Below are 12208 nucleotides of genomic sequence, written 5' to 3' on the forward strand. Positions count from 1 at the left end.
ATGAGACACCTCGCCGCGCTGCTCGTGGCGGTCATGGCCCTCACGGGTTGTGCCACCGGGGGCCCGGCCGCCGCGGTGGGCCCGATCAAGGAGATCACGATCACGATCTCCGGCAAGAAGGTCACCCCGCCGCCCGGCCGGATCGAGGTCCGGCTCAACCAGGGCGTCAAGCTCACCGTGACCAGCGACGTCGCCGACGAGGCCCACGTCCACGGCTACGACAAGGCCGCGACGCTGCTGCCGAACCACCCCTCGGTCATCTCGTTCCTGGCCGACGAGACCGGGCTGTTCGAGGTGGAGACGCACGACCAGGGCCTCCAGCTCTTCCAGCTCGTGGTGAGCTGATGCTGCTGGCCCACGGGGTCGGCGGCCGGCAGGACCTGCCCATCCCGTTCTCCGCCGCGCTGATCGGCGCGATCGTCTGCCTCGTGGTGTCGTTCGCCGCGCTGGGGTTCCTGTGGCGGGAGCCCCGGCTCGGCCTCGGGCTCGGCGACGCCCGCCCGCTGCCGAGGTTCCTGCAGTGGCGGGCGCCCGAGTGGGTGTGGCGGGCGGTCGGGCTGGTCGCGACGGCGTACTTCCTGATCGGCTTCTTCGGTCCCGACGACGCCGACAACCCGGTGGCCGGGGTGGTCTACGTCCTGTTCTGGGTCGGGCTGGTGCCGCTGTCGCTGGTCTTCGGCGGCGTGTGGCGGCTGTTCAACCCGCTGCGCACGGTCGTCCTGCTGATCCGGGGCGACCGGGCGCCGCGCCCGCTGCCCGAGCGGCTCGGCTACTGGCCGGCCGCCGCCGGGTTGTTCGCCTTCGTCTGGCTGGAGCTGGTCGCCCCCGGGCGCGTCACCCTGCCGGTCATCGGCGGGTGGCTTGCCCTGTACGCCCTCGCGATGCTCGCCGGCGGCCTCGTCTACGGCGTGCGGTGGTTCGACAAGGGCGACGCCTTCGAGGTCTACAGCGACCTGGCCGGGCGGCTCTCCCCGGTCGCCCGCCGCGACGACGGCGTGCTGGTCTGGCGCAACCCGCTCGACGGCATGACCACCCTGCGGCCCGCGCCGGGCCTGGTCGTGCTGGTCATCGTGCTGCTGGGCTCGACCATGTACGACAGCGTCTCCAACGCGCCGGTCTGGGTCAGGTTCGTCCAGGAGAACAGCCTGCCCTCACCCGTGCTGGGCACGGCCGGGCTGGTGTCGGTGATCCTGCTCGTCCTGGGCGCCTACCTGCTGGCCACCCGGCTGGCGGGTCGGCGCGGCATGGGGGAGCAGGGCCGGACCGCGGGCGAGATCGCCCACTCGATCGTGCCGATCGCGATCGGCTACGTCGTGGCCCACTACTTCACCCTGTTCCTGTACGAGGGCCAGCGCACCCTCGCCCTGCTGTCGGACCCCCTGATGACGGGCGCCAACTGGCTCGGGACGGCGGACTGGACGGTCCAGTCGGCGTTCCTGACCCCCGCCGCCGTGGCCATGCTCCAGGTGACCCTGATCGTCATCGGCCACGTCCTGGGCACGGCCCTGGCCCACGACCGGGCGCTGGTGCTGTTCCCCAGGCGCACGGCCGTGGCCGGCCAGGTGCCCCTGCTGGTGCTGATGGTCGTCTACACCGTCACGGGGCTGATGCTGCTGTTCGCCGCCTAGGGTCCGTCAGGAGAACTTCGTCTTCGGCCGGGGCTCCAGCTCGCCGTCGACGTAGATGTCGACCTTCTCGTTGTAGAAGGCGACCAGGCCGGCGACCTTCTGGCTCTCGGGCAGCGGCGTCCGGTACGACCAGGCGAGGTCCTTGCCCCCGTTGACCGACCAGTACTCGGCCGACCCCTTGTAGGGGCAGTGCGTGACGGTGTCGGTGGCCTCCAGGAGGTCGAACCGCACGTCGGTCTTGGGCAGGTAGTACCGCGCCGGCAGCCCGGTCTCGAAGAGGATGCGCCCGTTCCGGGAGTCGGCGACGGTCTGCCCGCCGACCTCGACCCGGATGTGCCGCGACGAGGGCAGGATGTCCACCCGCGTGTACGGGTCGCGGGGGTGGACGAAGACCTCCTCGTCCTCCTCGAACCAGGCGTCCATGGCGTCCCACTCGAAGCGGACGTGGTCGCGGATCTCCTCGATCGGCGAGTCGGCGTAGACGAGCGCCGGGGCCTCCCTGCCGCCGGACGTCACCGTGTAGAGGGTGGCGTCGCCGCGCGAGGGCGAGTGCGGCCCCGCGCCCGCCTCCTTGAGCACGCCGGGCACGACGTCCTTGATCGGGATGTAGTACGTCGGATAGTAGGGCGCCTCCCAGACCATCAGCGCCGCGGTGGTGTCGGCCACCGGCTGGCCTCCGAGATAAACGCGCAGACGTTTGGCCGTCGGCTCCAGCCTGACTCGGCCTCTGGTTGTCGTCATACCGGCGGAAACCGTGCCGGAGGGGGCGGTATTCCGGGGCCGCGCGGCCCGAAATCTTCATCTTTTCAGCGGGCCGGAACGGCCGTCGGCGCAGGCAGGCGGTCCGGATCACGAACACGGCGCGCCGGGCTCTTGACGATCGAGGTTTCCGGCGTGTTTGCTTCGATCGCTCAGCTCACAATGTTAGCGCTCACATTGTGAACCCCCGGCTCCCGCGAGAGGTTGATCATGTCTACTGGGAAACGATTACTCACCATGGCGCTCGGGGCCGTCACCGTGCTCGCCCTTCTCGTGGGCATCCGGACGACGGCCGCCCAGGCGGAGTCCAACGGCGGGGTGCGCGTCATGCCCCTCGGCGACTCCATCACCGAGGGCACCCAGGTGCCCGGCGGCTACCGCATCGGGTTGTGGCAGCGGCTGGCATCGGCCCGCTACACCGTCGACTTCGTCGGCTCCCAGTTCAACGGGCCGGGCTCGCTCGGCGACCACGACCACCAGGGACACCCCGGCTGGCGCATCGACCAGATCGACGCCAACATCGCCGGCTGGCTGCGCACCCAGAACCCGCGCACCGTGCTGCTCCACATCGGCACCAACGACATCCTGCAGAACTACAACGTGTCCTCCGCGCCCTCGCGGCTCTCCACGCTGGTCGACCGGATCACCGCGACGGTCCCCAACGCCGATGTGTTCGTCGCCACCATCATCCCGCTGTCGAACTCGGGTCAGAACGCCGCGGTCCGCACGTTCAACGCCACCATCCCGGACATGGTCTGGAGCAAGGTCTCCGCGGGCAAGCGGGTGCACCTGGTCGACATGTACAGCAAGCTGACCACGTCCGACCTGATCGACGGCATCCACCCGACGGCGGGCGGCTACGACAAGATGGCCGCCGCCTGGTACGCGGCCCTCCAGTCGGTCCCCGGCACCATCGGCACTCCGGGCGTCGGCCCGAGCCCGACCCCCTCCCCGTCCCCGTCGGGGACGAGCGCCATCCGCGGCGCCGCCTCCGGCCGGTGCGTCGACGTGACGGGCGTCTCCCAGGCCAACGGCGCCCGCGCGCAGATCTGGGACTGCAACGGCCAGTCGAACCAGCAGTGGACCGCCACCTCCTCGGGCGAGCTGCGCGTCTACGGCACCAAGTGCCTGGACGTCAACGGCGCCTCCACCGCCGACGGCGCCCAGGTGATCATCTGGGACTGCAACGGCCAGAACAACCAGAAGTGGCGCTTCAACTCCGACGGCAGCATCACCGCCGTCGGCGCCGGCAAGTGCCTCGACGCCCCCAACAACTCGACGGCCAACGGTGTGAAGCTGCAGACCTGGTCGTGCAACGGCGCCGCCAACCAGCGCTGGAGCCGCTCCTGACGGTTCAGCGGCGGCACCGCACCTCCGTGCGGGTGGTCGTGGCGGTGCCGTCGACGAGGCGGTGGACGTAACAGGCCCCGGCGGGCGGCTCCCGTCCGGCCACCACGATCGCGAGCCCCTCCTTCGTGAGACGGTCGAGGGGCTCGTGATCGGCGGGCGCGTCGAGGAGCAGGATCTGCGGGTTGGCCATCAGGGCCCGCCCCACGGCGGCGGCCTGGTGTTCGGTGAGGGAAAGCGCCGCGGCGTGCGCGCGGCGCTTTTCCCGCAGGTACGGATAGAGCTCGTAGACCCGGCTGAGGGTCCAGGGGCCGGGGGCTCCCCAGCGCGCGCCGACCAGGAGGTTCTCCTCCACGGTGAGCGACGTGAACAAACGATGATTCTGCGGCATCAGACACAGACCACGGGCTTTCCGCCATTCAGGACGTTCCCGGGTGATGTCGGTGTCGTTGAAACGAATCGTCCCGTTCGTGGCGGGGTGCAGGCCGACGACAGTGCGCAGCAGCGTCGTCTTGCCCGAGCCGGGGCCGCCCACGATCGCGTGGTGTTCTCCCTGCTCAACCCGTATCGTGACGGCGCGGATCGCGCACGCGGTGCCATATCCGGCGGACAGTGCGGTGACTTCCAGTACGGCCTTCATTTGCGGTCAATTGTGAGAATTGCGGCGCGCTTTCGTCTTGTACCTAACGGCACACGACTTGACGCAGAGCGCACCGGGTCCCAATCTGCACACATGCTCTATATCGCTCACACTGCGGGCGTGCCCGTCGAGGAGCGTCAGGATTTCTGGCAAGATGTCGTTTCTTCGGCGTTTGTACCGCTTGAAGCAGTTTTTTCGGAAGACTGTTTTGAAGGAAAACTCCGGTCCACCTCGCTGGGCCCGATCGACGTGATCGACGTCGGCGCGACCGCCCACCAGGCCCGCCGCACCCCGAGGCTCGTGACGGCCGCGCCGTCCGACAACCTGAAGCTCGGCCTGATCGTGAGGGGCCGCGGCCGGCTGGAGCAGGGCGGCCGGCAGGCCGTCGTCGAGACCGGCGAGATGGCCGTGTACGACACCGACCGCCCCTACTGGCTCGACTTCGACGTGCCGACCCGCATGGTCGTGCTGCTGTTCCCGCGCGCCATGCTCGGCCTGCCGCACGACCGGGTCGACGAGGTGACCGGCAGGTCGATCCCCGGCTCCGCCGGCCTCGGCACCCTCGTCGCGCCGTTCCTGCTCCGCCTCGCGGGCCACCTCGACGACGTCGAGGTGCGCGACGCCACCCGGCTGGCCGGCAACGTCGTCGACCTGGTCGCGACCATGCTCGCCGACCGGCTCGACCTGCCCCCGGCCGACCCCGACGCCGCGCGGCGGGCGATGCTGCTGCGCATCACGTCGTACATAGAAGCGCACCTGGGCGAGCCCGGCCTCGACCCGGCGCAGATCGCGGCCGCCCACTACATCTCCACCCGCTACCTGCACAAACTGTTCAGCGCCGAGAGCACGACGGTGGCCGCCTGGATCCGCACCCGCCGCCTGGAACGCTGCGTCCGCGACCTGCGCGACCCGCTCCAGGCGGCCCGCCCGGTCAGCGCGATCGGCGCGCAGTGGGGCTTCGCGGACGCCTCGCACTTCAGCCGCCTGTTCAAGGCCGCCTACGGCCTCTCACCCCGCGACTACCGCTGTGCGGTGGGCGAGGACGGAGTCGCGGATCTCACCCGCCCTGATCGCCGTGGTCGACAGCAGGGTTGAGGTCAGCCCGTGGGAGTGCTCGGTGCCGCCCTGGAGGTAGACGCCGGCGCGCACGGTCGAGGCGAACTGGACGCGGTGGTCGCGGCTCACCCGGAGCGCGTCCTCGTCGTCGCGCAGGCACAACTTGCCGGTCTCGCCCAGCAGTGCGGCCACGTCGTGGGGGCGGTAGCCCGTCGCGTGGACCAGGACGTCGGCCTCGATCGTGACGTGCTCGCCGGTCGGCAGGTATTCGACGGTCACCCGCAGGCCGCCGGGGCCCTCCTCGACGTCGCGGATGCGCGAGACGTTGAGCATCTGCAACCGCTGGTGCCCGTGCACCTTCTCGCGGTACATGGTGGCGTACAGGGCCTGGATCAGCTCCATGTCGACCACGGAGTAGTTGGTGCTGCGGTGGTAGTCGACGAGCGACTGCTTCACCTCGGCGGGGGCGGTGAAATAGACGTCGACCGCGTCGGGGTCGAAGATGCGGTTCGCGAACGGGCTGTCGTCGGCGGGGGTGTAGCCGTATTTGGCGAAGACGGCGCAGACCTCGGCGTCGGTGAACGTCCGGTGGAGGTAGTCGACCGCCTCGGCGGCGCTCTGGCCCGCGCCGAGCACTAACGCGCGGGCGACGCGCTCGCCGCCGGCCACCTTCTCGGCCACCTTCGGCACCAGCCCGCTGGTGTGCCAGACCCGGTCCGACAGGACCGTCCCGGGCGGCAGGTGCGGCTCCAGGCCGACCGCCACCGACAGGTTCCTGGCCCGGCGCACCCGGCCGTCGGAGGTGATCACGTCGAAGTAGCGGATCTCGCCGTCCTCCTTGACGCCCTTCACCGCGGTCACCTCGGCCGAGTAGGTCACCGCGTGCGCCATCCGCGCCGCCGCCCACTCGAAGTAGTCGTGGAACTCGGCGCGGAGCGGGAAGAGGGTCTTCTGGTTCAGGAAGTCGACCAGGCGGCCCTTGTCCCGCAGGTAGCAGAGGAAACTGAACTCGCTGGCCGGATTCCGCATCGTGACCAGGTCCTTCGGAAAGGAGACCTGCATCGTCGCGTCGTCGATGAGCATGCCCCGGTGCCAGCCGAACCGCGGCTGTTTCTCCAGGAAGGCGGCGGCCATCCTGTCCGATGGCGCGGCCTGCGCGTTGTGTTCCTCGATGGCTATGGCCAGTGCCAGGTTCGACGGCCCGAATCCGATCCCCAGAACGTCGTAGACCATCGTGGTCACGCGATCGCCTCCCTTGTTGCTCGTATGGTAAATAAGGTTAGCCTTACCTTGCAATATTGGCCGACGGAGAGGGAGCCCCCACCATGCGGGTCGTCATGTTCGGACACCAGACCTGGGGGCACCGCACCCTGCGGGCGCTGCTGGAGTCGTCGCACGAGGTGGTGCTGGCGGTGACCCATCCGAAGAGCGACCACGCGTACGAGAAGATCTGGGACGACAGCGTCGCCGACCTGGCCGTCGAGCACGACGTTCCGGTGCTCCTGCGGAACCGGCCCACCGACCCCGAATTACTGCAGGCCGTGAAGGACGCCCAGCCCGACGTCATCGTGGCCAACAACTGGCGCACGTGGCTGCCCCCGGAGATCTACGACCTGCCCCCGCACGGCACCCTGAACGTGCACGACTCGCTGCTGCCGAAATACGCCGGATTCTCACCCATCATCTGGGCCCTCATCAACGGCGAACCGGAGGTCGGCGTCACCGCCCACCGGATGACCGAAGACCTCGACGCGGGCGACATCCTCCTCCAGCGCTCGGTCCCGGTGACCCCCACGTCGACGGCGACCGACCTCTTCTTCGCGACCGTCGACCTCATCGCCCCGATCGTCCACGAGGGCCTCGACCTCATCGAGTCGGGCAGGGCGATCTGGACACCCCAGGACCGTTCGCAGGCGTCCTTCTTCCACAAGCGCGCGATCGACGACAGCCGCATCGACTGGACGTGGCCGGCGGAGGACCTGGAGCGCCTCGTGCGGGCCCAGTCCGATCCGTACCCGAACGCCTTCACGTTCTGGAAGGGCGAGCGGGTGCGCGTCCTGGAGGCGTCGGTGTCCGAGGGGAACTACGGCGGCACGCCGGGACGGGTGTTCATCCGCGAGGGCGACGGAATCGTCATCGTGGCGGGGCGCGAGGCGCGGTCGGGCCGCCTTCCCGGGCTCGCGATCAGGAAGGTCCGGCTCGACGACGGGACGGAACTCGCGGCGACTGAGTACTTCCGCACGATGGGCGGCTACCTCGGCTGACTGTGCCCTCTCGGCGGAGTCATTCGGCGGACGACGGGCCGGTTTCGAAGCCGGGTGAGTTAGTCGGTGAGGGCCGCGATCGGCACGGTGGTTCCGTAGCGGACGGCCGGAGCGATGGCCTGGGGCGCGTCTCCACGCTGCCCGGCCGTGGTCACTGCGGACGGAGACCCCTTCGGGTTTCCCGTCATGACATGCCGCAGCGCCTGTCGACTTCGACGCAGGCTCTAGCGGGCCGAGACTGTGAGCTTCGCCTTGGGAAGGCGCAATAAGCGGTACGGGCGGCGGCGCCACCTATGGTGACTTCATGCGGAGCGACTGGAGGTGTGAACTCCTTGGGGGGACCCATGGCAGCTTCACGGTGTACCCGGTCGCCCCGTTTGATGAGGTGGCCGGCAACGACAGGCTGCAGCTGAAGTATCGGTGTGAAGAAGGCGCGAGCGAGTTTGCGGAGGCCTTCCGGGCAGCCCTCTCCTCACGCCGTTACCTGCAAGTCTTGGGGCGAGCAAACCGCGGACTGGGCGACTGGTTCCAACTATGGGGCAAGGTCCGTAGGCGTCCTCCATCGACATGTGGTGATTGCGGCAGTTTCGCGCTGGAGTCGTCTCTAGCGGAGTTCCGCCGCGTCCATGGGGCGGTGTTGAGGCACCGCCACTCGTGGCTGACGTCGCTTCGCGATCTTCGCCAGGAGCGGAGGGAAGTCCCGCACTTCGAGGCCCTTCAGGTGGACGGGCTGTTCGAAGGTGAACTGCCGTCGCTCGTCCATCGCTGCGCGGCTTCACATTTCGGTTACAGATTCAGGCGTGCGAGGCGTGTCGACCATCACGAGATGTTGGTCCGGCTCCTCACTCGCGTCGTCCGGATCGTCAGGCTGCTTCGCAAGCTGGTGACCGCGCATTTTCGTCTCCTGGCTCAACTACCGAGGTTCGGTCTGCTGGTGAGAGCCGTCATGCTCAGGTTCGGTCATCGTCACGATGGCGATGACCACCTGCGTCTTCCGCTGCGCCGATTCGTGTTCACGGCGGGGAGAGCGACGACCATCTGACCGATCGCGCTCCCTGCTTTCTGCGGAAGACCGGGAGTTGAGTTCGAATGGACGTCTTCCTCCGCGTGCTGGCGGAGATGGCTCCTGCGGCGGGATGGGCCGCCGCACTACTGGCGACGGTGGTCGCCGCGTTCGTGTTGTACGTCGGGGTCGCCATGGCGGCCACCCTGCTGAGCGGGGACCGGGAGACGGCCAGGGTCCGTTACCGGGTCTTCGCCGACCTGCTGGAGCTGTTCCGCAGGCGGCCGAAATGACCGCGGTCGAGCCCCGCCGCCGTCGTGGCCGGCCGCCGTGCTGCCCGCCCGATGTGGCGTTGCGGGTCCTCGCACTGCGTGATCAGGGGTTGAGCCTGGCCGCCATCAGCCGCGTCCTCAACGAGGAGGGGGTACGGACCCCGGCGGGCGGCCGGTTCTGGCAGAAATCCCACGTGGATCGGCTGTTGCACACGCTGCACGCCAGAGAACTGCGCGAGGACCCGTCATGACGTGTGGTGGCGGCCCATCGGGATCACGAGCGGGGTGCCGCTCACCGGGTCGGTCGTCACCTGGCAGCGCAAATCGAAGACCTCGGCCACGTTCTCGGCCGTGATGACGTCGGCCGGGTCGCCCTCGGCCACGATGCGGCCGCCCTTCATGGCGATCACGTGGTCGGCGTAGCGGCATGCCTGGTTGAGGTCGTGCAGGACCATCACGATCGTGCGGCCCTCGTTGCGGTTCAGGTCGTGGATGAGGTCCAGGACGTCGATCTGGTGCGCGAGGTCCAGGTACGTCGTCGGCTCGTCGAGGAGCAGCACCGGCGTGCCCTGCGCGACCGCCATCGCGATCCACGCCCGTTGCCGCTGGCCGCCCGACAACTCGTCGACCGCCCGCCCGGCCAGGTCGGCGATGCCCGTGGCGGCCAGTGCGTCGTGGACGGCCATCTCGTCGGCCTTGGACCACTGCCGCCACCACGTCTGGTGCGGCGACCGTCCCCGGGTCACCAGGTCGAGCACGGTCAGGCCCTCGGGCGCGGTCGGTCCCTGCGGCAGGATGCCCAGCCGCCGGGCCAGTTCGCGCGTCGGGATCGAGTGCAGCGCCCGCCCGTCGAGTTCCACGGCCCCCTTCCGAGGGGAGAGCAGCCGGGCCAGGGCGCGCAGCAGGGTCGACTTGCCGCACGCGTTCGCGCCGACGATCGCGGTGATGCGGCCCGGGGGCACCTTCACGTCGAGGTCGTCGACGACGATGCGCTGGTCGTAGGCGAGCTGGAGGCCGCCGGCCTGGAGTTCGGGAATCATCACGTTCAGCCTCCTGAGCCCGCGCGGTTGGCGCGGATGAGCAGCCAGAGCAGAATCGGGGCACCGAGGACGCCGGTGACGATGCCGACCGGGAGTTCCATCGGGAACAACCGGGCGGCGGCGAGGTCGGAGCCGACCACGAACAGCGCGCCGGTCAGGCCCGCCGCGAGCGGGGGAGGCCAGGCGGTGCCGGCCAGCCGCTGGGCGATCTGGGGGGCGGCCAGGGCGACGAAGGCGATGGGGCCGCCGGCGGCGGTGCCGAAGGCGACCAGGCCGACGCCGGTGACGAGCAGGGCGAGCCGGACGAACTGCACGCGGGTGCCGAGGCCGATCGCGACGTCGTCGCCCAGCTGGAGGGTGCGGGTCAGGCGGCCGAGCGCCAGGGCCGCCGGGACCAGCACGGCCATGGTGAGCGCCAGCGGCAGCGCCTGCGACCAGTCGCGGCCGTTGAGGTTGCCGGTGAGCCAGCCGAGGGCGGCGTGCGCCTGGAACTGCATGCCGCGGGCGACCAGGTAGTCGGTGGCGGAGGTGGCCATCCACTGGAGGCCGATGCCGACCAGGATGATGCGGTAGCCGGTGGTGCCGCGCCGCCAGGCCAGGACGTACACGAGAGCGGCCATGACGAAGGTGCCGAGCAGGCCGAGGACCTGGGTGCTGACGGTGCTCGTCCAGCCGAAGACGATGCCGGCCACCACGGCGGTGCCGGCGCCCTGGGTGAAGCCGATCATGTCGGGGCTGGCCAGCGCGTTGCGGGTCATCGTCTGGAAGATCGCGCCCGACAGTCCGAACGCGAAGCCGACCAGCACGCCCACGACCGCGCGCGGCAGGCGCAGTTCCTGGACGATCAGCAGGGTGCCCGGGTCGCCGATGCCGACGACGGCCTTCAGCGCCTCGGTGAACGTGATGGGGAAGTCGCCCATCGACACCGCCCAGGCCACCGCGAGGAAGGTGGCCGAGGCCAGCGCGGTGCAGACGGTGATCAGGCGGGGGCGCAGTTGTCCGGAGAGGGGCGGCAGGGCGAGCCGGAAGTGCGCGCCGGACTTGGGGGAGAGGGTTTTGGTCGCCACGTCACACCTCGGCCAGCTTGCGGCGGCGGACCAGCATGATGAAGAACGGCCCGCCCAGGAACGCGATGAGCACGCCGGCCTGCACCTCGGTCGGTTTGGCGATCAGGCGTCCGGCGATGTCGGCCACCAGCAGCAGCGCCGGGGCGATGAGCGCCGAGAGCGGCAGCAGCCAGCGGTGGTCGGGGCCGAGCCCGGCCGCCTGGGCCAGCGCGCGGGCCACGTGGGGCACGACCAGGCCGATGAAGACGACCGGGCCGATCGCGGCGACGGCCGCGCCGGTCAGCAGCATGATGGCGACCACTCCCTGGGTGCGGACCAGGGCCAGGTTGCGCCCCAGTGAGGTGGCCACGTCGTCGCCGAGCGCGAGGCTGTTGAGCGCGGGGGCCGAGGCGAGCGCGAGCACCGCGCCGATCACCACGAACGGGAGGATCTGGACGGCCACGTCGCCGTTCAGCCCGGCCAGCGACCCGGCCGACCAGAAGCGGTAGCGGTCGAGCGCCTCGACGTCCATGAGCACCATCGCGCTGGTCACCGAGCCGAGGAACGCGGTCACCGCGATGCCCGCCAGGGCGAGCTTCACGGGCGTGAGGCCCGAGCGGCCCATGCGGCCCAGCACGAACACGACCACGCTGGCCGCCGCCGCGCCGAGCAGGGCGAACCAGATGAAGCCGTAGAGGGTGCCGATGCCGAAGGCGACGATCGAGACGACGATGCCGAACGACGCGCCCGCGCTGACGCCGAGCAGGCCGGGGTCGGCGAGCGGGTTGCGGGTGAGCGCCTGCATGAGGGTGCCGCCCAGGCCGATGGCGACGCCGGTGGTCAGGCCGATGGCGGTGCGGGGGCCGCGCACCGACCACACGATGTTCTCGACGTTCGACGGCACCGGGTCTCCGGTGAGGGCCCCGACGACCTGGCCGAGGGGGATCGCGACGGCGCCGAGGGCGAGCGAGAGCAGGCAGACGAGGACGAGCAGGGCGACCAGCAGGGTCAGCAGCACCGCCGGCCGGACCCCGGGGGGTGACTTACTGGGAGTAACTGAACCGATCGCCACGAATCCTCATCTTAGGTTAGGCAGCCCTTAACTCTAGCGCCCGGGTTTAGGTAGCCTTTCCCGAGAACTTAGGTAATGCTT

General features: G+C 69.9%; 14 protein-coding genes. 8 read left to right on the plus strand and 6 right to left on the minus strand.

Going from position 1 to position 12208, the window contains the following annotated elements; translation table 11 throughout:
- Complete coding sequence (locus AW274_RS18990; protein ID WP_062433889.1) at positions 1-345, plus strand: hypothetical protein; 345 nt, start codon at positions 1-3, stop codon at positions 343-345.
- Positions 345-1628, plus strand: coding sequence for a hypothetical protein (locus tag AW274_RS18995; RefSeq protein ID WP_062433892.1), 1284 nt, complete (start codon positions 345-347; stop codon positions 1626-1628). Before AW274_RS18990 ends, AW274_RS18995 begins: the two co-directional genes overlap by 1 nt.
- A gap of 6 nt (positions 1629-1634) precedes the next feature.
- Here the strand turns inward: AW274_RS18995 and AW274_RS19000 are convergent, their stop codons facing one another.
- Positions 1635-2294 (minus strand): DUF427 domain-containing protein, encoded by a 660-nt coding sequence (locus AW274_RS19000; RefSeq protein ID WP_232320180.1) that lies wholly within the window; start codon positions 2292-2294, stop codon positions 1635-1637.
- A gap of 303 nt (positions 2295-2597) precedes the next feature.
- Here AW274_RS19000 and AW274_RS19005 point away from each other — a divergent pair, with 303 nt between their 5' ends.
- Positions 2598-3737, plus strand: a complete 1140-nt coding sequence (locus tag AW274_RS19005; protein ID WP_062433897.1) for a lectin — start codon at positions 2598-2600, stop codon at positions 3735-3737.
- Positions 3738-3741: 4 nt separating this feature from the next.
- On the opposite strand, the gene AW274_RS19010 is transcribed toward AW274_RS19005, so the two are convergent.
- On the minus strand, positions 3742-4374 hold the full coding sequence (locus AW274_RS19010; RefSeq protein ID WP_062433899.1) for an ATP-binding cassette domain-containing protein: 633 nt from the start codon (positions 4372-4374) through the stop codon (positions 3742-3744).
- 93 nt (positions 4375-4467) lie between these two features.
- Here AW274_RS19010 and AW274_RS19015 point away from each other — a divergent pair, with 93 nt between their 5' ends.
- Entirely contained in the window at positions 4468-5469 is a 1002-nt protein-coding gene (locus AW274_RS19015) for an AraC-like ligand-binding domain-containing protein (protein WP_083974474.1), read from the plus strand.
- Here the strand turns inward: AW274_RS19015 and AW274_RS19020 are convergent.
- Positions 5383-6663: a lysine N(6)-hydroxylase/L-ornithine N(5)-oxygenase family protein gene (locus AW274_RS19020; RefSeq protein ID WP_062434696.1), complete on the minus strand. Its 1281-nt coding sequence runs from the start codon at positions 6661-6663 to the stop codon at positions 5383-5385. The genes AW274_RS19015 and AW274_RS19020 overlap by 87 nt on opposite strands.
- A gap of 92 nt (positions 6664-6755) precedes the next feature.
- Between AW274_RS19020 and AW274_RS19025 the strand changes: the two genes are divergently transcribed.
- From AW274_RS19025 to AW274_RS41370, 4 genes are all read left to right on the plus strand, one after another.
- Positions 6756-7694, plus strand: coding sequence for a methionyl-tRNA formyltransferase (locus tag AW274_RS19025; RefSeq protein WP_062433902.1), 939 nt, complete (start codon positions 6756-6758; stop codon positions 7692-7694).
- Positions 7695-7998: 304 nt separating this feature from the next.
- Entirely contained in the window at positions 7999-8736 is a 738-nt protein-coding gene (locus tag AW274_RS41360) for a hypothetical protein (RefSeq protein WP_198169284.1), read from the plus strand.
- 47 nt (positions 8737-8783) lie between these two features.
- The gene (locus tag AW274_RS41365; protein ID WP_062433908.1) at positions 8784-8990 is read left to right on the plus strand and encodes a hypothetical protein; all 207 of its coding nucleotides are present in this window, start codon (positions 8784-8786) and stop codon (positions 8988-8990) included.
- Positions 8987-9220, plus strand: a complete 234-nt coding sequence (locus AW274_RS41370) for a recombinase family protein (RefSeq protein ID WP_198169285.1) — start codon at positions 8987-8989, stop codon at positions 9218-9220. The genes AW274_RS41365 and AW274_RS41370 overlap by 4 nt, the downstream gene beginning before the upstream one ends.
- Here the strand turns inward: AW274_RS41370 and AW274_RS19040 are convergent.
- The 3 genes from AW274_RS19040 to AW274_RS19050 are packed head-to-tail and all read right to left on the minus strand — an operon-like array spanning position 9215 to position 12127.
- Entirely contained in the window at positions 9215-10009 is a 795-nt protein-coding gene (locus AW274_RS19040) for an ABC transporter ATP-binding protein (RefSeq protein WP_198169328.1), read from the minus strand. The genes AW274_RS41370 and AW274_RS19040 overlap by 6 nt on opposite strands.
- Before the next feature lie 5 nt (positions 10010-10014).
- Complete coding sequence (locus tag AW274_RS19045) at positions 10015-11076, minus strand: FecCD family ABC transporter permease (protein ID WP_062433911.1); 1062 nt, start codon at positions 11074-11076, stop codon at positions 10015-10017.
- A gap of 1 nt (position 11077) precedes the next feature.
- Positions 11078-12127, minus strand: coding sequence for a FecCD family ABC transporter permease (locus tag AW274_RS19050; protein WP_232320181.1), 1050 nt, complete (start codon positions 12125-12127; stop codon positions 11078-11080).
- Positions 12128-12208: the final 81 nt, after the last annotated feature.

Source organism: Herbidospora daliensis (genome assembly GCF_001570585.1).
Classification (GTDB): domain Bacteria; phylum Actinomycetota; class Actinomycetes; order Streptosporangiales; family Streptosporangiaceae; genus Herbidospora; species Herbidospora daliensis.

What these genes read in the sequence shown, in the direction of transcription:
- AW274_RS18990 (WP_062433889.1), top strand. Translation starts at nt 1, where the DNA reads ATGAGACACCTCGCCGCGCTGCTCGTGGCGGTCATGGCCCTCACGGGT.
- AW274_RS41370 (WP_198169285.1), top strand. Translation starts at nt 8,987, where the DNA reads ATGACCGCGGTCGAGCCCCGCCGCCGTCGTGGCCGGCCGCCGTGCTGC.
- AW274_RS19015 (WP_083974474.1), top strand. Translation starts at nt 4,468, where the DNA reads ATGCTCTATATCGCTCACACTGCGGGCGTGCCCGTCGAGGAGCGTCAG.
- AW274_RS41360 (WP_198169284.1), top strand. Translation starts at nt 7,999, where the DNA reads ATGCGGAGCGACTGGAGGTGTGAACTCCTTGGGGGGACCCATGGCAGC.
- AW274_RS19040 (WP_198169328.1), bottom strand. Translation starts at nt 10,009, where the DNA reads ATGATTCCCGAACTCCAGGCCGGCGGCCTCCAGCTCGCCTACGACCAG.
- AW274_RS41365 (WP_062433908.1), top strand. Translation starts at nt 8,784, where the DNA reads ATGGACGTCTTCCTCCGCGTGCTGGCGGAGATGGCTCCTGCGGCGGGA.
- AW274_RS19005 (WP_062433897.1), top strand. Translation starts at nt 2,598, where the DNA reads ATGTCTACTGGGAAACGATTACTCACCATGGCGCTCGGGGCCGTCACC.
- AW274_RS19025 (WP_062433902.1), top strand. Translation starts at nt 6,756, where the DNA reads ATGCGGGTCGTCATGTTCGGACACCAGACCTGGGGGCACCGCACCCTG.
- AW274_RS18995 (WP_062433892.1), top strand. Translation starts at nt 345, where the DNA reads ATGCTGCTGGCCCACGGGGTCGGCGGCCGGCAGGACCTGCCCATCCCG.
- AW274_RS19020 (WP_062434696.1), bottom strand. Translation starts at nt 6,663, where the DNA reads ATGGTCTACGACGTTCTGGGGATCGGATTCGGGCCGTCGAACCTGGCA.
- AW274_RS19010 (WP_062433899.1), bottom strand. Translation starts at nt 4,374, where the DNA reads ATGAAGGCCGTACTGGAAGTCACCGCACTGTCCGCCGGATATGGCACC.